This is a genomic window from Streptomyces sp. BK208, from assembly GCF_004364245.1.
GTDB lineage: Bacteria > Actinomycetota > Actinomycetes > Streptomycetales > Streptomycetaceae > Streptomyces.
Map to the genome: position 1 here is coordinate 119,446 of NZ_SOAV01000015.1, position 17,413 is coordinate 136,858.

Below are 17,413 nucleotides of genomic sequence, written 5' to 3' on the forward strand. Positions count from 1 at the left end.
GCGCCGTTGTCGTACGCGAGCCGTAGTCTGGGGCCCATGCAGACCTCGTCGGACCGGCACGAGTACCCCGCCCACTGGGAAGCCGACGTGGTGCTGCGCGACGGCGGCACCGCGCGCGTCCGCCCCATCACCGTTGATGACGCCGAGCGCCTGGTCAGCTTCTACGAGCAGGTCTCCGACGAGTCGAAGTACTACCGCTTCTTCGCGCCGTACCCTCGCCTGTCCGCCAAGGACGTCCACCGCTTCACGCACCACGACTTTGTGGACCGGGTGGGACTCGCGGCCACCGTCGGCGGCGAGTTCATCGCCACCGTACGCTACGACCGGATCGGCGCCGGCGGAACGCCCGCCCCCGCACCGGCCGACGAGGCCGAGGTCGCCTTCCTCGTCCAGGACGCCCACCAGGGGCGCGGCGTCGCCTCGGCCCTCCTGGAGCACATCGCCGCCGTGGCCCGCGAGCGCGGCATCCGCCGCTTCGCCGCCGAGGTGCTGCCCGCCAACAACAAGATGATCAAAGTCTTCATGGACGCCGGGTACACCCAGAAGCGGAGCTTCGAGGACGGCGTGGTCCGCCTGGAATTCGATCTCGAACCCACCGACCGCTCGCTCGCCGTGCAGTACGCGCGCGAGCACCGCGCGGAGGCCCGGTCCGTCCAGCGGCTGCTGCAGCCCGGCTCGGTCGCGGTCGTCGGCGCCGGCCGCTCCCCGGGCGGCGTCGGCCGCAGCATCCTCGGCAACATCCGGGACGCGGGCTACACGGGCCGCCTGTACGCCGTGAACAGGGCCTTCCCCGAGGACCGGAAGGAGCTCGACGGGGTCCCGGCGTGCCGCTCCGTGCGCGACATCGACGGGCCCGTCGACCTCGCCGTCGTCACCGTGCCCGCCGAGCGCGTCCCCGACGCCGTCGCCGACTGCGGCGAGCACGGCGTGCAGGGGCTCGTGGTGATCTCCGCCGGGTACGCCGACAGCGGTCCCGAGGGACGCGAGCGGCAGCGCGCCCTCGTGCGGCAGGCGCGCTCGTACGGTATGCGGATCATCGGCCCCAACGCCTTCGGGATCATCAACACCTCCCCGGGCGTGCGGCTCAACGCCTCCCTCGCCCCGGAGATGCCGCGCCCCGGCCGGATCGGCCTGTTCGCCCAGTCCGGCGCCATCGGCATCGCCCTGCTCTCCCGGCTGCACCGGCGCGGCGGCGGGGTCACCGGCCACACCGGCGTCTCCACCTTCGTCTCCTCCGGCAACCGCGCCGACGTCTCCGGCAACGACGTCCTCCAGTACTGGTACGACGACCCCGAGACCGACGTCGCGCTGATGTACCTGGAGTCCATCGGCAACCCGCGCAAGTTCACCCGCCTGGCCCGGCGGACCGCGGCCGCCAAACCCCTGGTCGTGGTGCAGGGCGCCCGGCACGGCGGGGTGGCGCCGCAGGGACACGCCGTCCGGGCGACGCGGCTGCCGCACGCGACGGTCTCCGCGCTGCTGCGGCAGGCCGGCGTGATCCGCGTCGACACCATCACCGACCTGGTCGACGCGGGACTGCTGCTCGCCCGCCAGCCGCTGCCCGCCGGACCGAGGGTGGCCATCCTGGGCAACTCGGAGTCCCTGGGACTGCTCACCTACGACGCGTGCCTCTCCGAAGGACTGCGCCCGCACCCCCCGCTGGACCTGACGACGGCCGCCTCCGCCGACGACTTCCACGCGGCCCTGTCCCGGGCCCTGGCCGACGACACGTGCGACGCGGTCGTCGTCACCGCCATCCCGACGGTGGGGGAGGGGGCGGCCGGGGACGCCGCGCTGGCGGAGGCCCTGCGCTCGGCGGCGGCCGCGGTCCCCACCAAGCCCGTCCTCGTGGTCCACGTCGAACTGGGCGGCCTGGCGGAGGCCCTGTCGGCGGCGGCGAGCACCGCCCCGCAGGCCGCCCCGGGACCCGCCGAGGAGGCCGCGCCCGCCGCCCCGGCCCAGCAGCGGCCCGCCGTCCGCGCCCCGGAGGGTGCCCACCTCATCCCCGCCTACCCCGCCGCCGAGCGCGCCGTCCGCGCCCTCGGCCAGGCCGTCGCCTACGCCCAGTGGCGACGCGAGGCCGCCGACCCCGGCAAGGTGCCCGAGTACGAGGACATCGACGAGAAGGGCGCCGCCGGGCAGATCGCGGGCCTCCTCGCCCGCGGACAGGGGCTCACCCTCGGCGCCGAGGAGACCTGTGAGCTGCTCGGCAGGTACGGCGTCCACGTCCACCGCGCGCTGCCCGCCCCCACCCCCGACGAGGCCGTGACCGCCGCGCGGACCCTCGGCTACCCCGTCGCCCTCAAGGCCACCGCCCCCCACCTGCGGCACCGCGCCGACCTGGGCGGCGTACGCCTCGACCTCGCCGACGAGGAGCAACTGCGGCGGGCCTACGCCGAGTTGTCCGAGCTGTTCGGCAAGCCCGAGGAGCTGCGCCCGGTGGTCCAGGGCATGGCCCCGCGCGGCGTCGACACCGTCGTACGGGCGGTCATCGACCCGGCGGCGGGAGCGGTGCTCTCCTTCGGGCTCGCCGGCGCCGCCACGCAGCTGCTCGGCGACATGGCGCACCGGCTGATCCCGGTCACCGACCGGGACGCCACCTCGCTCATCCGCTCGGTGCGCACGGCACCCCTCCTCTTCGGCTGGCGCGGCTCGGCCCCCGTCGACGCGGCGGCCCTGGAGGAGCTGCTGCTGCGGGTCTCCCGGCTGGTCGACGACCACCCGGAGGTCGTCGCCGTCACCCTGGAACCGGTCGTGGTCGCCCCGCAGGGCCTGAGCGTCCTCGGCGCCTCCGTCCGCCTCGCGCCCCCTCCCGCCCGCGACGACCTGGGCCCGCGCACCCTGCCGGCCTACTGACCCGCCGGGACCCGGCGACGGCCCGCCGCGGCGCGGCGACGGCCCGAGCAGGACCCGGGTGACCTCCCGGGCGCGGCCGGGCGTGGGCCCGTGCACGTCCCCGAGCACGGCCCGCGCTCGGCCCGGGACGGGTACCGCGGGAGCGTCCCTCGCAGTCAGTGGGTCCCCGTAGGATGGACGGCATGGCCAAGACCAGTACGACGACCCAGGGGCTGCGAGCGGCGATCGAGCGCAGCGGCTACTACCCGGCCCTCGTGGCCGAGGCGGTGGAGGCCGCCGTGGGCGGCGAGCCCGTGCGGTCGTACCTGGTCCACCAGGAGACGACGTTCGACCAGAACGAGGTGCGCCGGCACGTGACCGTGCTGGTCCTGACCGGCAACCGCTTCATCGTCAGCCACACCGACGAGCAGGCCGCCGACGACACCTCCCCGACGCCGTACGCCACGACGTCCACGGAGTCCGTCAAGCTCGGCCGGATCTCGTCCATCGTCGTCAGCCGCGTCGTCGCCAACCCGGAGCAGTACAAGCCGGGCACGCTGCCCCGCGAGATCGTGCTGACCATCGGCTGGGGCGCCGTCTCCCGCCTCGACCTGGAGCCCGCCGCCTGCGGCGACCCCAACTGCGAGGCCGACCACGGCTACACGGGCAGCTCGACGGCCGACGACCTGAGCCTGCGCGTCAGCGAGGCCGGCGACGGACCCGAGACGGTGCGCCAGGCGCTCGCCTTCGCCCAGGCCCTGTCCGAGGCGACCGCCGACTCCGCCCGCTGATGGTGCAGCACACCGCCTGGGACACCCACCCGGAACCGCTCCCCGTCGACTCCGCCCCCGTACCCGAGTACGGCACGGGCTCCCTCGCCGACCTGCTGCCCACCCTGGCCGCCGGCCTCGGCGTCCCCGGCATGACCGCGGGCATCACCGAGCTGACCCCGGCCGACCGCAACTGCGTCTTCCTGATCGACGGCCTCGGCTGGGAGCAGCTGCGCGCCCACCCGGACCACGCCCCCTTCCTCAGCTCGCTGCTGGACAGCTCGCGCGGCGGCACCGGGCGCCCCATCACGGCCGGCTACCCGGCGACCACCGCCACCTCCCTCGCCTCCGTCGGCACCGGACTGCCGCCGGGCGCCCACGGCCTGCCCGGCTACACGGTGCGCGATCCCGCCACCGGCGCGCTGATGAACCAGTTGCGCTGGCAGCCGTGGACCGCGCCCGGCCCCTGGCAGCCGTACCCGACCGTCTTCGGCCTCGCCCACGAGGCGGGTGTGCACGCCGCCCAGGTCTCCTCCCCGGCCTTCGCCAACACCCCGCTGACCAAGGTCGCGCTCAGCGGCGGCGAGTTCCACGGGCGCCTGTCCGGCGAGGACCGGATGGACTGCGCCGCCGAGCAGCTGGCCCGCGCCGACCGCGCCCTCGTCTACACCTACTACGCCGAGGTCGACGGCGCCGGCCACCGCTTCGGCGTCGACTCCGACACCTGGCGCGGCCGGCTCGGGCACGTCGACCGGCTCGTCCAGCGCCTCGCCGAGCAGCTGCCGCCGCGCAGCGCCCTGTACGTCACCGCCGACCACGGCATGATCGACGTGCCGTTCGACGAGGACCACCGCATCGACTTCGACGAGGACTGGGAGCTGAAGGCGGGCGTCGCCCTCCTCGGCGGCGAGGGCCGCGCCCGGCACGTCTACGCCGTCCCGGGCGCGCACAACGACGTGCTGACCTGCTGGCGCGAGGTGCTCGGCGAGCAGTTCTGGGTCGCCTCGCGGGACGAGGCGGTCGCGGCGGGCTGGTTCGGCCCCCGCATCGACGACCGGGTGTACGAGCGCATCGGCGACGTGGTCGCCGCCGCGCGCGACGACGTCCTGCTCATCGCCTCCGAGCGGGAGCCCAAGGAGTCGGCGATGGTCGGCAACCACGGCTCGATGACCCCCGCCGAACAGCTCGTCCCGCTGCTCGAAGTACGCTCCTGACCCGCAAGCCCCCTCCGCCGAAAGGTGCCCGACCCCTCATGCCCGAGCTGGTGTTCTTCTCCGGAACGATGGACTGCGGGAAGTCGACACTGGCTCTCCAGATCGAGCACAACCGCTCGGCGCGCGGCCTGGTCGGGATGATCTTCACCCGCGACGACCGCGCCGGCGAGGGCAAGCTCTCCTCCCGCCTCGGCCTGGTCACCGACGCGGTCGAGGTCGGGGACGGCCAGGACCTGTACGCCCACATCGTCGATCACCTCTCGCAGGGCGGCCGGGTGGACTACGTGATCGCCGACGAGGCGCAGTTCCTCGCGCCGGAGCAGATCGACCAGCTCGCGCGCGTGGTGGACGACCTCGACGTCGACGTGTACGCCTTCGGCATCACCACCGACTTCCGCTCCAAGCTCTTCCCCGGCTCCCAGCGCCTGGTGGAACTGGCCGACCGGGTCGAGGTGCTCCAGGTCGAGGCCCTGTGCTGGTGCGGCGCCCGCGCCACGCACAACGCCCGGACCGTGGGCGGCGTGATGGTCGTCGAGGGCGCCCAGGTGGTCGTCGGCGACGTCGCCCAGTCCCCCGACGAGATCGGTTACGAGGTGCTGTGCCGACGTCACCACCGCCGCCGTACGACCGCCGCGACGGCCCGCGCGGCGGCGCTGTCGCCGGACGTGCTGCCGGTGTCGTCCGGCTGAGGCCCGCCTGCCGCACCGGCCGTGGCCGCCCGGCTCACCGGTCGCCGTGCAGCAGCGTGAACCGCGCCCCCTCCGGGTCCGCCACCGTCGCCGCCCGGCCGTGGGGCGTGTCCCGGGCCGGGGTGAGGACGTGCCCGCCCAGGTCGACGAGCCGCGCGACGGACGCGTCCGTGTCGGCCACCTCGAAGTACGTCATCCAGTGCGGCCCCCGGTCGCGCGGCAGGGTGTCCCCGACGCCGTGGACACCGGCGACGGGGTGGCCGCCCAGGCGCAGGGTGACGTGGTCGCGGCCGGTGGAGCGCTCGGGGACCGGTTCGAAGCCGAACACCGTCTCGTAGAACGTGGCGACGCTCGCCGTCTCGTAGGTCAGCAACTCGTTCCACGTCGGCGTGCCGGGCACACCGGTGACGGCCGCGCCCAGGTGGGCGGCCGCCTGCCAGATGCCGAAGACGGCGCCCGACGGGTCGGAGCAGAGGGCCAGGCGGCCCGCCTCACCCGCGTCGAGCGGGCCGACGCCGACCGTGCCGCCGCACAGGCGCACCGTCGCGGCCGTCCGGTCGACGTCGTCGGAGGCGAAGTACGGGGTCCAGGCGGTGGGCAGTTGCCGGTCCGGGGGCAGCTGCCCGATGCCGGCCACCTCCCGCCCGTCGAGCAGGGCCCGCGCGTACGGGCCCAGTTGCTGGGGACCCGGCCGGAACTCCCAGCCGAACAGGGCTCCGTAGAAGTCGTGGGTGGCCGCGGGTCCGTGCACCATCAGACTCACCCAGCAGGGTGTGCCGGGCGCGCGCCGGGCGTTCGTCTCGCCGGTCCGGCCGTCCGATCCCCGTGCGTCGGTCATCGTCACCCTCTTCTCGACCCTTCGCGGGCCGTGCGTCCGCTTCCGCTCCGACGGGCTCGCGCGGCCTGCGCACCGAGGCCGGCACCGGATCCGGTGCGGGGCTTCGGGCATGTTCGCGCGTGTGAGGGCAGCCCGCCCTGCCCGGGCAGTACAGCATGTGCCCGAACCCGTACGCCTCGTGACCGGTACTGTCCGGCGGGCAGAGTAGCCGGACATCGACGCCTCGGCCACTCGGTAGGCCAGGATGGAGCCATGAACGCCATCATCTCCGCATCCGAACTCGCCGACGAACTGGCGGACGCGCACCCGCCGGTCCTGCTCGACGTCCGCTGGCAGCTGAGCACGGCGAAGGCGGCCGGCGCCCCGACGTTCGACGGCCGGGCCGCGTACGCGGCCGGGCACCTCCCCGGTGCCGTCTTCGTGGACCTGGACAGGGAACTCGCCTCCGCGCCCGGCGCGGGCGGGCGGCACCCACTGCCCGATCTCGGGGAGTTCGGCGACGCGATGCGCCGGGCGGGTGTGTCGCGGGCGCGGCCGGTCGTCGTCTACGACGGCGGACAGGGGTGGGCGGCGGCGCGGGCCTGGTGGCTGCTGCACTGGACGGGTCACCCGAACGTGCGGGTCCTCGACGGCGGGTTGCCGTCCTGGCGGGCGCCGCTGTCGACGGACGTGCCGGCTCCGGCACCGGGCGACTTCGCGCCGGCGCCGGGCGCGGCGGGACTGCTGGACGCGGACGGGGCCGCGGCGCTGGCCCGGTCCGGGGTGCTGTTCGACGCCCGCGCGGGGGAGCGCTACCGGGGCGAGGTCGAGCCGATCGATCCGGTCGGCGGACACATCCCGGGCGCCGTGTCCGCGCCCACGTCCGACAACGTGGCTCCCGACGGCCGCTTCCTGCCCGCCGAGGAACTACGGGCGCGGTTCAAGACCCTGGGCGCCACGGAGGACGGCGCGGTCGGCGTGTACTGCGGTTCGGGCGTGTCGGGTGCCCACGAGGTGCTCGCCCTGGCGGTGGCCGGTATTCCGGCGGCGCTGTACGTGGGCTCGTGGTCCGAGTGGTCCTCGGACCCGGGCCGGCCGGTCGCGGTGGGTCCCGACCCGCAGTAGGACAGCGCCCGGCGGTCGCGGTCAAGGCGTGACGCTGAAGGGGGCGGGGGCCGCGCCCGCACGGGCGCGGCCCCCGCCCCCTTCACTCACCTCGGGCGGGGCCCGGTCACTCCTGCTTCTTGCGCCGTGTCCCGAAGACGATCTCGTCCCAGCTCGGCACCGCCGCGCGGCGGCCCGGGCGGACGCCGTCGGCCTCGGCCTGGCGGTCGGTGGAACCGGTGAGGCGGTCGCGGTGGCTGGCCACCGACCGCGGCATGAGCACGTCCGCGTAGGCGGACCCGGCCGACGCCGCGGGCGCCGGAGGCTCCTCCACCTCGGGTTCCTCGACGGGCTCCTCGACCGGGTCGGGAGCGCGCTCGGGCACCACCAGGTCGCCACGGAAGCTCGGTACGGCCTCCAGCAGGCTGGTGAGCGAGTCGCGTTCACGCTCGGCCGAGGCGGTGATCACGGTGTCGTCGGCCGGCTCGGCCGGCGGCGGGGGCAGACTCGGCCGCTCGCGCTGCTCCCGGTCGAGGGTGCGGTCCAGCGGCCGGTCGCGCGGCAGTCTGGCGATGCGCGGCACGAACGGGAAGCTGGGCTCGGCCGCGGCGAGGTCGTCGGACTCGCCGATCAGCGCGCGTGCCTCCGCGTCGACGGCCTGCACGAGCCGCCGGGGCGGGTCGTACGTCCAGCTCGCCGAGTGCGGTTCGCCCGCGACCAGGTAGACCAGCAGCACTTCCCAGGTGCCGTCGTCGCGGCGCCAGGAGTCCCACTGGACGGTGTCCTTGTCGGCGCCGCGCAGCAGCAGCCGCTCCTGGACGGCCTCGCCGAGGGGTGGTCCGGAGTTCTCGCCGGGACGGCGGACGGGGGTCTTGCGAGCCCGCTCCGCCATGAAGGCGCGCTCGGCCAGCACGGGACCCTCGAAACGCCGTACGCGATCGACGGGGATGCCGGCCATCTGGGCGACCTCTTCGGCGGTCGCGCCGGCTCGTATACGTGCCTGGATGTCGCGGGGGCGGAGATGACTCTCCACCTCGATCTCGATCTGGCCGAGGCGGGGACGGTCGCCGCGCACGGCGGCCCGGAGTCGCTCGTCGATCGGAAGCGTGTACTCCGTGCTGTCCGCAGCCTTCAGCACCAGCCGTGTGCCGTCATTCGAGACGGCCACGACACGCAGTTCGGGCATGGGGACCTCCCGGGTGGTGCCTGCCGACGTCACGTGCGTCGCTGCTTCCGCTCTGTCGAGTGTGGCCTGCCCGGGTGCAGGCTGCCACAACCTTGCCGAGTTGCCCGGCGTGTCGGGCGCGGGCCCTGGATCGCCGTTATGGCACGGTTACCTATTCGCAACGCTGAGTGACCAACTCCGTCACCCTGTGCAACTAGCCCCCTCCCGGCGGTCCTTCGAGGGGCCGGGCCCCCGTCGGGAGTCCGGCTCCAGGGCTCGCAACAGTACTCCATTCGGGCCACGTGCGTGGATTGGCGCGCCGTCCGACTTCCGTCAAGAGGTGACGCCCGGCCGTCGCCGGCGCGGATCCCGCGATCTTGAACGTGGCGTACTTCACGCAATCACCAGAAACGGAACTAATGGTTTCGGTCGCGCGTCCCTTTCTCGTGCAGTTGATCGCTCCCGTAGGGGAAAGGAAGGCAAGGTCCGAGGATGCGTGAAAGGTCCGATGGCGCAGGTGAGGCGGACGTGGGTTCGAAGGGGGAGTCCAAGCGGATCGACCTGAGCGTGCCCCAGGTGGCGGGCAGTGCCCTGGCAGCGGTGGTGGCCGCCAAACTCGCCTCCTCCTTCGGCGTCTACGGCACGATCGTCGGCGCCGGTCTGATCAGTGTCGTCGCCACCTGCGGCGGTTCGGTGCTCCAGCACTTCTTCAAGCGCACCGGGGAGCAGATCCGGGTGAAGCGCACCGTCGCCACGGTGCGGACCGCGGGGCGTGCCGTCTCGGTCTCCGACGCGGCGCCGACCTCACCCTCGACCTCGGCCTCGACCCCGACCTCGGCCTCGGGCCCGGGTGCCGGGCCGGAGCCGGGGCCCGGCGGCGGGTTCACCGCGGGCACCGTCTACCGCGCCCGGGTCAAGAGCTGGCGGCGCCCGCTGGTCGCGGCCGCCCTCGTCTTCGGCGTGACCATGGCCGGGATCACCGCGTACGAGGTCGCCTCCGGCCAGAGCCTGAGCGGCGGCCACAGCACCACCGTGACAAGCGCCTTCACCGGTCACAACGAGTCCGCGGCGGATTCGGGCGGTTCCGGCGACTCGGACGACGCGCCGGACGGCCGAGGTTCGGAGGGTCCCCGTGACACGGGTGACCCGAAGGACTCCGGTTCCGGCAACGACGCCCCCGCCTCCACCCCCTCCGGCAGCGCGGACGGCGGCGCCGCGGAGAGCGGCGGTACGGAGAACGGCGGCACGGGTTCCGGTCCCGCGCCCACCCCGGACGCCACCGGCGACGAGGACGCCGGTGACTCCGCGACCCCGGACCCGGGCGCGTCGGCTACGGCCCCAGCACCCGGCGCAAGTAGTCGTTCAGGAACAGACGCTCCGGGTCAAGACGGTCCCGCAGTGCCGTGAACTCGCCGAAGCGGGGGTACACCCGGGAGAAGTACTCGGCGTCCCGGGTGTGGACCTTGCCCCAGTGCGGCCGGCCCTCGTACGCCGTGAAGATGCGTTCCGCGGCGGTGAAGTACGCCTGGTAGGGCGTGCCCCGGAACATGTGCACGGCGATGTACGCGCTGTCGCGCCCCGATGCGGTGGACAGCGTGATGTCGTCGGCCGGCGCCGTGCGCACCTCGACCGGGAAGCTGATCCGCAGCCGCGACCGGTCGACCATCGCCCTCAACTCGCGCAGCGCCTCGACGACGGCCTCGCGCGGGACGGCGTACTCCATCTCCACGAACCGCACCCGGCGCGGGGAGGTGAAGACCTTGTACGGCGTGTCCGTGTAGGTCCGTGCGGAGAGTGCCCTGCTGGAGACCCGGGCGATCGCCGGGACGGTGGCGGGCGCCGCGCGGCCGACCCAGTTCACCGCCTGGAAGAGGCCGTTGGACAGGAACTCGTCGTCCAGCCAGCCCTGCAACCGGCCCACCGGCTGCTCCGGGCCGGCGCTGCGGTTGTTGCGCTTGGTGTTGGTGCTGCCGGTGTGCGGGAACCAGTAGAACTCGAAGTGCTCGTTCTCCGACCACAGCTCGTCGAAGTCGGCCAGGACCCGGTCGAGCGGCATCGGTTCCTCGCGGGCCGTGAGCAGGAAGACCGGCTCGACGGCGAAGGTGATCGCGGTGACGACGCCGAGCGCGCCGAGGCCGATCCGGGCGGCGGCGAACACGTCGGGGTTCTCGTCCGCGGAGCAGGTCAGCACCGAGCCGTCCGCCGTGACCAGCTCGAGAGCGCGGATCTGGGCGGCGATCGAGGCGGAGTCCCGGCCCGTTCCGTGGGTGCCGGTGCTGGTGGCCCCGGACACCGTCTGCTCCATGATGTCGCCCATGTTCGTCAGCGACAGGCCCTCCCGCGCGAGTGCCAGGTTGAGCCTCTTGAGCGGGGTGCCCGCCTCGACCGTGACCGTCATGGCGTCGCGATCGATGCCGCGGATGCCCGTCAGCAGGTGAGGGCGGATCAGTACGCCGTCCGTCGCGGCTATCGACGTGAAGGAGTGCCCGGTGCCGACCGGCTTGACCCGCAGCCCGTCCTCGGCCGCCCTGCGGACGGCGCCGGCCAGTTCGTCGACGGAGGCGGGAGCGACCTCCCGCGCGGGGCGCGCGGAGACGTTGCCGCCCCAGTTACGCCAGGTGCCGTTCCGGCCGCCCGGCCTTCCGCTCTTCCTGCCGTTCGCCGTGCGTGTGCTGCTCAACGGTCCCTCCCCGACGCGGTTCCGGCCGCTTGAGCCGGCGGTACCCGAGGAAACCGACCGCGACCGCGACGACCCCGGCCACCGCCGGAACCCCGTACCCGGCACGCGCCCCGGAAGCGTCGATCACCCAGCCACCCGCGGAGGAGCCGAGCGCGACCCCGACCGCGAGTCCGGTACTCACCCAGGTCATGCCCTCGGTGAGCTGCGTGCGTGGTACGTGCTCTTCGATGAGGGACATCGTCGTGATCATCGTGGGAGCGATGGACAGACCCGCAACGAACAGCGCCGCGGCCAGAAGCGGCAAGTTTCCGACCAGTAGGAGGGGGATCATACTCACGGCCATCGCACACACGCCCAGGAGCCAGCGGCGCTCGGGCGGTCCGGCGAAGCGCAGCAGCCCGAAGACCATGGCCGCCGTGCACGATCCGGCCGCGTAGAGGGCGAGGACGAGGCTGGCGGCGGCCTTGTGCCCCTCCTCCTCGGCGAACGCGACGGTGACCACGTCGATGGCCCCGAAGATCGTCCCCGTGGCCGCGAACGTGCCGACCAGGACCTGGAGGCCCCGCGAGCGCAGCGCGGTGCCGCCGCCCTTGTGCTCGCGCGGGTGCGGCTCCGGCTCGGTGGCGCGCTGCGAGGTCAGCCAGAAGACGCCGGTCGCGAGAAAGCAGGCGGCGAGCAGCGGACCGGCCTCCGGGAACCAGGCGGTGGACAGGCCGATGGAGATGATCGGGCCGAAGATGAAGCAGACCTCGTCCACCACGGACTCGAAGGAGTACGCGGTGTGCAGCTGCGGCGTGCCCCGGTACAGGGCCGCCCAGCGGGCCCTGACCATCGCGCCGAGGCTCGGCACGCAGCCGATGCCGGCGCAGGCGACGAACAGCACCCAGTCCGGCCACCCGTAGTGTGCGGCCGGCAGCAGCACCGCCGCCGCGGTCAGCGACACCAGGGTCGCCGGGCGCAGCACCCGGCGCTGCCCGTACCGGTCCACCAGGCGGGAGACCTGAGGTCCGGCCACGGCGGCGGCGAGCGCGATGGTGGCCGACAGCGCGCCGGCCAGTCCGTACCGGCCGGTGAGCTGCGAGATCATCGTCACCACGCCGATGCCCATCATCGACAGCGGCATCCGGCCGAGGAGGCCGGCGGCGGAGAAGCCCTTGGTGCCGGGCGCGGCGAACAGGGCGCGGTAGGGACTGGCCAACGAGGTCTCCGGAAGCGGCTCAGTGACTGCTGGGTGGCGGGTGCGTAAGGTGTGAACGCGGCTGATACAGATTACTCGCCCCCGCGTTCGGAAACACCCCCTCGGACCTGGCGAAACACACGGGCGGTACCCCGTCGTTTCCTCGCCGTCAGTGGCGGGTGGCAGGATCTACACATGCCAGACGTGCTCGATGCCAGCCCCTACGACGCCCTGCTCCTGCTCTCGTTCGGCGGCCCGGAGGGCCCGGACGACGTGGTCCCGTTCCTGGAGAACGTGACCCGGGGTCGCGGCATCCCCAAGGAACGCCTCAAGGAAGTCGGACAGCACTACTTCCTCTTCGGCGGGGTCAGCCCCATCAACGACCAGAACCGCGCCCTGCTGGACGCCCTGCGCAAGGACTTCGCCGAGCACGGTCTGGACCTGCCCCTCTACTGGGGCAACCGCAACTGGGCGCCGTACCTGACGGACACCCTGCGCGAGATGGTCCGCGACGGCCGCCGCCGCATCCTGGTCCTCGCCACCAGCGCCTACGCCTCGTACTCCGGCTGCCGCCAGTACCGCGAGAACCTCGCGGACGCGCTCGCCACGCTGGAGGCAGAGGGCCTGGAGCTGCCGGAGATCGACAAGCTCCGGCACTACTTCAACCACCCCGGCTTCGTCGAGCCCATGGTCGACGGGGTCGTCCGCTCCCTCGCCGAGCTGCCGGAGGAGGTCCGGGACGGCGCGCACCTCGCGTTCTGCACCCACTCGATCCCCACCTCCGCCGCCGACACCTCGGGGCCGGTCGAGGAGCACGGCGACGGCGGGGCGTACGTGCGCCAGCACCTGGACGTGGCGCGGCTGATCGCCGACGCCGTCCGCGAGCGCACCGGCGTCGACCACCCGTGGCAGCTCGTCTACCAGTCGCGCTCGGGCGCCCCGCACATCCCGTGGCTGGAGCCCGACATCTGCGACCACCTGGAGGAGCGGCACACGGCCGGAGCCCCCGCCGTGGTGATGGCGCCCATCGGGTTCGTCTCCGACCACATGGAGGTCCTGTACGACCTCGACACGGAGGCCACCGCCAAGGCCGCGGAGCTGAGGCTGCCGGTGCGCCGCTCGGCCACCGTGGGAGCCGACCCCCGGTTCGCCGCCGCGGTGCGCGAGCTGGTCCTGGAGCGGGCCACCACCGAGCGCGGGCAGGACGTCGTGCCGTGCGCCCTCGGGACCCTGGGCGCGAGCCACGACCTGTGCCCGGTCGGCTGCTGCCCCGCCCGCGCCCCCCGGCCCGCCGCCGCGGGCGCCGACAGTCCCTACGCGTGAGGAGCCCCGTGACCGACGTGACGCCCGACCCGCTCCATGCCGACCTGCTGAAGATCGCCCAGGAGGCGGCCCACCGTGCGGGCGACCTGCTGCGGGACGGCCGCCCGGCCGACCTGGCGGTCGCCGCCACCAAGTCCAGTCCGATCGACGTGGTCACCGAGATGGACATCGCGGCGGAGAAGCTGATCACCGGGATGATCGCCGACCGGCGCCCCGACGACGGCTTCCTCGGCGAGGAGGGCTCCGCCACCGAGGGCACCAGCGGCGTCCGCTGGGTCATCGACCCGCTGGACGGCACGGTGAACTACCTCTACGGGCTGCCCACCTGGGCGGTCTCCATCGCCGCCGAGCAGGACGGCGAGCGGGTGGCCGGCGTGGTCGTGGCGCCGATGCGGGGCGAGACGTACCACGCGCTGCTCGGCGGCGGCGCCTGGGCGACGGGCGCCTGGGAGGGTGAGCGCAGGCTCACCTGCCGGTCCGCCGCACCGCTGGACCAGGCGCTGGTCTCCACCGGGTTCAACTACGTCGCCGACGTCCGCGCGGAGCAGGCCGAGATCGCGCGGCGGCTGATCCCGCTGGTCCGGGACATCCGGCGCGGCGGCTCGGCCGCGATCGACCTGTGCGACGTGGCCGCGGGCCGGCTCGACGGCTACTACGAGCGCGGTCTGCACCCCTGGGACCTCGCGGCGGGCGACCTGATCGCCCGTGAGGCGGGCGCGGTGACCGGTGGACGCCCCGGTGAGCGCCCCGGCGGCGAGCTGACCATCGCCGCCACCCCGGCCGTCTTCGAACCCCTCCAGCGGCTCCTGACGGACTTCGGCGCGTAGCCCTCCGGCGGTCCGGAGGCAGGCTGCCGCTCCGGCGCGAGGAGGTGCGTCGGGGGCGCTCCTCCGGCCGCGCGGGCCCGCATCCGGCCCGGCGCGCGGTGCCGTCGGCGTGGTCCGGTGCGAGGTGCGGCAGAGGTGCCGTCCGCCCGGCGTCCACGGGGCGCCCCCCTTGGCGGGCCGGCGCGGGCAGGTACAGGTCGGCGCGCCCGCGTCCCCGCACCGTCGTACGCATGACGAGGCCCCGGCGCTGGATCTCGCCGGGGCCTCGTCTTTCGCGGGCCGATCAGGCGTTGGTCGCGCTGACCTCCACACCGTGCTCGGCGGCAAGGCGGCGCAGATCGTCGAGCTCGCCCAGCTCCACTTCGACGAGGAACTCGTCGCCCTCGTCGCGGGCCCGGGAGAGGTCGGACTCGGTCGTCTGTATGCGCTGCAGAAGTCCTGCGGTGAAAGCGTCCATGCTGCGCCCCCTCGTCCTGGGTCGTGGGTCGTTGGCACGGGGGTGTGCCGGTCGAAAGGGACGATCACGTCTCCGGTGGAGTGCCCAGCGCAGCCCGGCCGGGCGGCGACGGTGCCGGACACCCACGCCCGCTCTGCGGAAGCGGACCGCGGCGTACCGCGCGGTAACGCGGTACAGGCAGAGCGTGATCGCGGGGTGTAAAGCCGTCCTCCCCCAGCTCCCCTTCGCGGAAACCTCAACCGCGCGAGAAAATCCGGCATTCCCGCTCCCGCAGCCTTTCCGCACCCTTCTTCGTCACCGTCTCATCACCCGCCTTACAGCCGACTTATGGCCGAAAAGGGCAGGATGGAGGCAACACACCCACCAGCCCCCTGCCCTCGTGCGCCGACAAGCGCTACGCGGGTGGACACAGGAAGGACCAGCGACGTGCGCGTACTCGTCGTCGAGGACGAGCAGCTGCTCGCCGATGCGGTGGCCACCGGACTGCGCCGGGAGGCCATGGCCGTCGACGTCGTGTACGACGGTGCGGCCGCTCTCGAGCGCATCGGCGTCAACGACTACGACGTGGTCGTCCTGGACCGCGACCTCCCCCTCGTGCACGGCGACGACGTCTGCCGCAAGATCGTCGAGCTGGGCATGCCCACGCGCGTGCTCATGCTCACGGCCTCCGGTGACGTCAGCGACCGCGTCGAGGGCCTGGAGATCGGCGCCGACGACTACCTGCCCAAGCCGTTCGCGTTCAGCGAGCTGATCGCCCGCGTGCGTGCCCTGGGCCGGCGCACCAGCGTCCCCCTTCCGCCCGTCCTGGAGCGCGCCGGCATCAAGCTGGACCCGAACCGCCGCGAGGTCTTCCGGGACGGCAAGGAGGTTCAGCTCGCGCCCAAGGAGTTCGCCGTCCTGGAAGTGCTCATGCGCAGCGAGGGCGCCGTGGTCTCCGCCGAGCAGCTGCTCGAGAAGGCCTGGGACGAGAACACCGACCCGTTCACCAACGTCGTGCGCGTGACCGTCATGACCCTGCGCCGCAAGCTGGGCGAGCCGCCCGTCATCGTCACCGTCCCCGGCTCCGGTTACCGGATCTGACCGGCCGTGGCGACGACACCCGCGCCCCCCGGAGCGCCCCCGAAGCCCACGTGGGACCCGCGCTCGGCCACGCCCCTGCCGTGGCTGCGGCCCACCATCCGGATACGGCTCACCCTGCTGTACGGCGGCATGTTCCTGATCGCCGGCATCCTGCTGCTGTCGATCATCTACCTGCTGGCCGCCCAGGCGGTGCGCACCGGCAACGAACCGCTGTACAAGATCGTCGACTTCACCGACCTCAAGGTCTCCAGCAGCACGTGCCCCGTGGTCGACAACGGCGGCCTGTCGCTGTCCGACTTCAACGCGGCGATCAGCGACTGCATGGACCACCAGCGCAAGGTCGCCCTGGACAACTTGCTCAGCCGTTCCCTGCTGGCGCTGCTCGGCCTCGCCGTGATCGCCTTCGCCTTCGGCTACGCCATGGCGGGGCGCGTCCTGTCCCCGCTGGGCCGCATCACCCGCACCGCGCGCGCGGTGGCGGGCTCCGACCTCTCCCGCCGGATCGAGCTGGACGGCCCGGACGACGAGCTGAAGGAGCTCGCCGACACCTTCGACGACATGCTGGAGCGGCTGCAGCGGGCCTTCACCGCCCAGCAGCGCTTCGTCGGGAACGCCTCCCACGAGCTGCGCACGCCCCTGGCGATCAACCGCACCCTCCTGGAGGTGCACCTGTCCGATCCGGGTGCCCCGGTGGAGCTGCAGCAGCTCGGCAAGACGCTGCTGGCGACCAACGAACGCAGCGAGCAGCTGGTCGAGGGACTGCTGCTGCTCGCCCGCAGCGACAACCAGATCGTCGAGCGCAAGCCGGTGGACCTCGCCGAGGTGGCCGGCCAGGCCATCGACCAGGTGCACGGCGAGGCGGAGTCCAAGGGCGTGGAGCTGCGCGGCACCCGTGAGGCCGCGGTGGTCCAGGGCAACGGCGTCCTGCTGGAGCGGATCGCCCTGAACCTCGTCCAGAACGCAGTGCGCTACAACGTGGCCGAACGGGGCTGGGTGGAGGTCACCACGGCCGTGGAGGGCGGGCTGGCGGTCCTCGTGGTCACCAACACGGGCCCGGTCGTACCGGCCTACGAGGTGGACAACCTCTTCGAGCCGTTCAGGCGGCTGCGCACCGAGCGCACGGGCAGCGACAAGGGCGTCGGGCTCGGTCTGTCCATCGCGCGGTCCGTGGCCAGGGCGCACGGCGGGCACATCTACGCGCAGCCGCGCGAGGGCGGAGGCCTCGTGATGCGGGTGACGCTGCCCGTCTGAGATCATGGCCCCTACATCCCACCG

15 protein-coding genes are annotated in these 17,413 nt (G+C 73.5%); 10 read left to right on the forward strand and 5 right to left on the reverse strand.

The genetic code is table 11. The features are described 5' to 3' along the window. The first annotated feature begins 36 nt into the window (after positions 1 to 36). From EV562_RS30905 to EV562_RS30920, 4 genes are all read left to right on the forward strand, one after another. Positions 37 to 2,856 (forward strand): bifunctional GNAT family N-acetyltransferase/acetate--CoA ligase family protein, encoded by a 2,820-nt coding sequence (locus EV562_RS30905; protein ID WP_133890158.1) that lies wholly within the window; start codon positions 37 to 39, stop codon positions 2,854 to 2,856. A 173-nt stretch (positions 2,857 to 3,029) separates the two neighbouring features. Next, positions 3,030 to 3,626, forward strand: coding sequence for a DUF5998 family protein (locus EV562_RS30910; protein ID WP_042825364.1), 597 nt, complete (start codon positions 3,030 to 3,032; stop codon positions 3,624 to 3,626). Then, positions 3,626 to 4,819: a nucleotide pyrophosphatase/phosphodiesterase family protein gene (locus tag EV562_RS30915; protein ID WP_133890159.1), complete on the forward strand. Its 1,194-nt coding sequence runs from the start codon at positions 3,626 to 3,628 to the stop codon at positions 4,817 to 4,819. Before EV562_RS30910 ends, EV562_RS30915 begins: the two co-directional genes overlap by 1 nt. Before the next feature lie 38 nt (positions 4,820 to 4,857). Next, the gene (locus tag EV562_RS30920) at positions 4,858 to 5,508 is read left to right on the forward strand and encodes a thymidine kinase (RefSeq protein ID WP_133890160.1); all 651 of its coding nucleotides are present in this window, start codon (positions 4,858 to 4,860) and stop codon (positions 5,506 to 5,508) included. A gap of 34 nt (positions 5,509 to 5,542) precedes the next feature. On the opposite strand, the gene EV562_RS30925 is transcribed toward EV562_RS30920, so the two are convergent. Further along, positions 5,543 to 6,346 (reverse strand): VOC family protein, encoded by an 804-nt coding sequence (locus EV562_RS30925; protein WP_133890161.1) that lies wholly within the window; start codon positions 6,344 to 6,346, stop codon positions 5,543 to 5,545. A 252-nt stretch (positions 6,347 to 6,598) separates the two neighbouring features. On the opposite strand from EV562_RS30925, the gene EV562_RS30930 reads away from it, so the two are divergent. Continuing rightward, positions 6,599 to 7,450, forward strand: coding sequence for a sulfurtransferase (locus EV562_RS30930; RefSeq protein WP_133890162.1), 852 nt, complete (start codon positions 6,599 to 6,601; stop codon positions 7,448 to 7,450). Positions 7,451 to 7,556: 106 nt separating this feature from the next. On the opposite strand, the gene sepH is transcribed toward EV562_RS30930, so the two are convergent. Next, positions 7,557 to 8,615, reverse strand: a complete 1,059-nt coding sequence (sepH, locus tag EV562_RS30935) for a septation protein SepH (protein WP_133890163.1) — start codon at positions 8,613 to 8,615, stop codon at positions 7,557 to 7,559. Between the two features lie 471 nt (positions 8,616 to 9,086). Here sepH and EV562_RS30940 point away from each other — a divergent pair, with 471 nt between their 5' ends. After that, on the forward strand, positions 9,087 to 10,001 hold the full coding sequence (locus EV562_RS30940) for a hypothetical protein (RefSeq protein ID WP_133890164.1): 915 nt from the start codon (positions 9,087 to 9,089) through the stop codon (positions 9,999 to 10,001). On the opposite strand, the gene EV562_RS30945 is transcribed toward EV562_RS30940, so the two are convergent. Both EV562_RS30945 and EV562_RS30950 read right to left on the reverse strand, forming a co-directional pair. Continuing rightward, entirely contained in the window at positions 9,925 to 11,274 is a 1,350-nt protein-coding gene (locus tag EV562_RS30945; protein WP_133890165.1) for a D-arabinono-1,4-lactone oxidase, read from the reverse strand. The two genes, EV562_RS30940 and EV562_RS30945, sit on opposite strands and share 77 nt — an antisense overlap. Then, entirely contained in the window at positions 11,204 to 12,472 is a 1,269-nt protein-coding gene (locus EV562_RS30950) for an MFS transporter (protein WP_133890166.1), read from the reverse strand. The genes EV562_RS30945 and EV562_RS30950 overlap by 71 nt, the downstream gene beginning before the upstream one ends. Positions 12,473 to 12,646: 174 nt before the next feature. Here EV562_RS30950 and EV562_RS30955 point away from each other — a divergent pair, with 174 nt between their 5' ends. Both EV562_RS30955 and EV562_RS30960 read left to right on the forward strand, forming a co-directional pair. Further along, positions 12,647 to 13,774, forward strand: a complete 1,128-nt coding sequence (locus tag EV562_RS30955; protein ID WP_133890167.1) for a ferrochelatase — start codon at positions 12,647 to 12,649, stop codon at positions 13,772 to 13,774. Positions 13,775 to 13,782: 8 nt separating this feature from the next. Next, entirely contained in the window at positions 13,783 to 14,601 is an 819-nt protein-coding gene (locus tag EV562_RS30960) for an inositol monophosphatase family protein (RefSeq protein ID WP_133890168.1), read from the forward strand. A gap of 283 nt (positions 14,602 to 14,884) precedes the next feature. On the opposite strand, the gene EV562_RS35220 is transcribed toward EV562_RS30960, so the two are convergent. Then, positions 14,885 to 15,058 carry a hypothetical protein gene (locus EV562_RS35220; RefSeq protein ID WP_166662077.1) on the reverse strand — a complete coding sequence of 58 codons (174 nt, stop codon included), beginning with the start codon at positions 15,056 to 15,058 and terminating at the stop codon, positions 14,885 to 14,887. A gap of 426 nt (positions 15,059 to 15,484) precedes the next feature. On the opposite strand from EV562_RS35220, the gene EV562_RS30970 reads away from it, so the two are divergent. Then, positions 15,485 to 16,138, forward strand: coding sequence for a response regulator transcription factor (locus tag EV562_RS30970; protein WP_003993508.1), 654 nt, complete (start codon positions 15,485 to 15,487; stop codon positions 16,136 to 16,138). Positions 16,139 to 16,144: 6 nt separating this feature from the next. Next, positions 16,145 to 17,389: a HAMP domain-containing sensor histidine kinase gene (locus EV562_RS30975; RefSeq protein ID WP_133890169.1), complete on the forward strand. Its 1,245-nt coding sequence runs from the start codon at positions 16,145 to 16,147 to the stop codon at positions 17,387 to 17,389. Positions 17,390 to 17,413 lie beyond the last annotated feature (24 nt).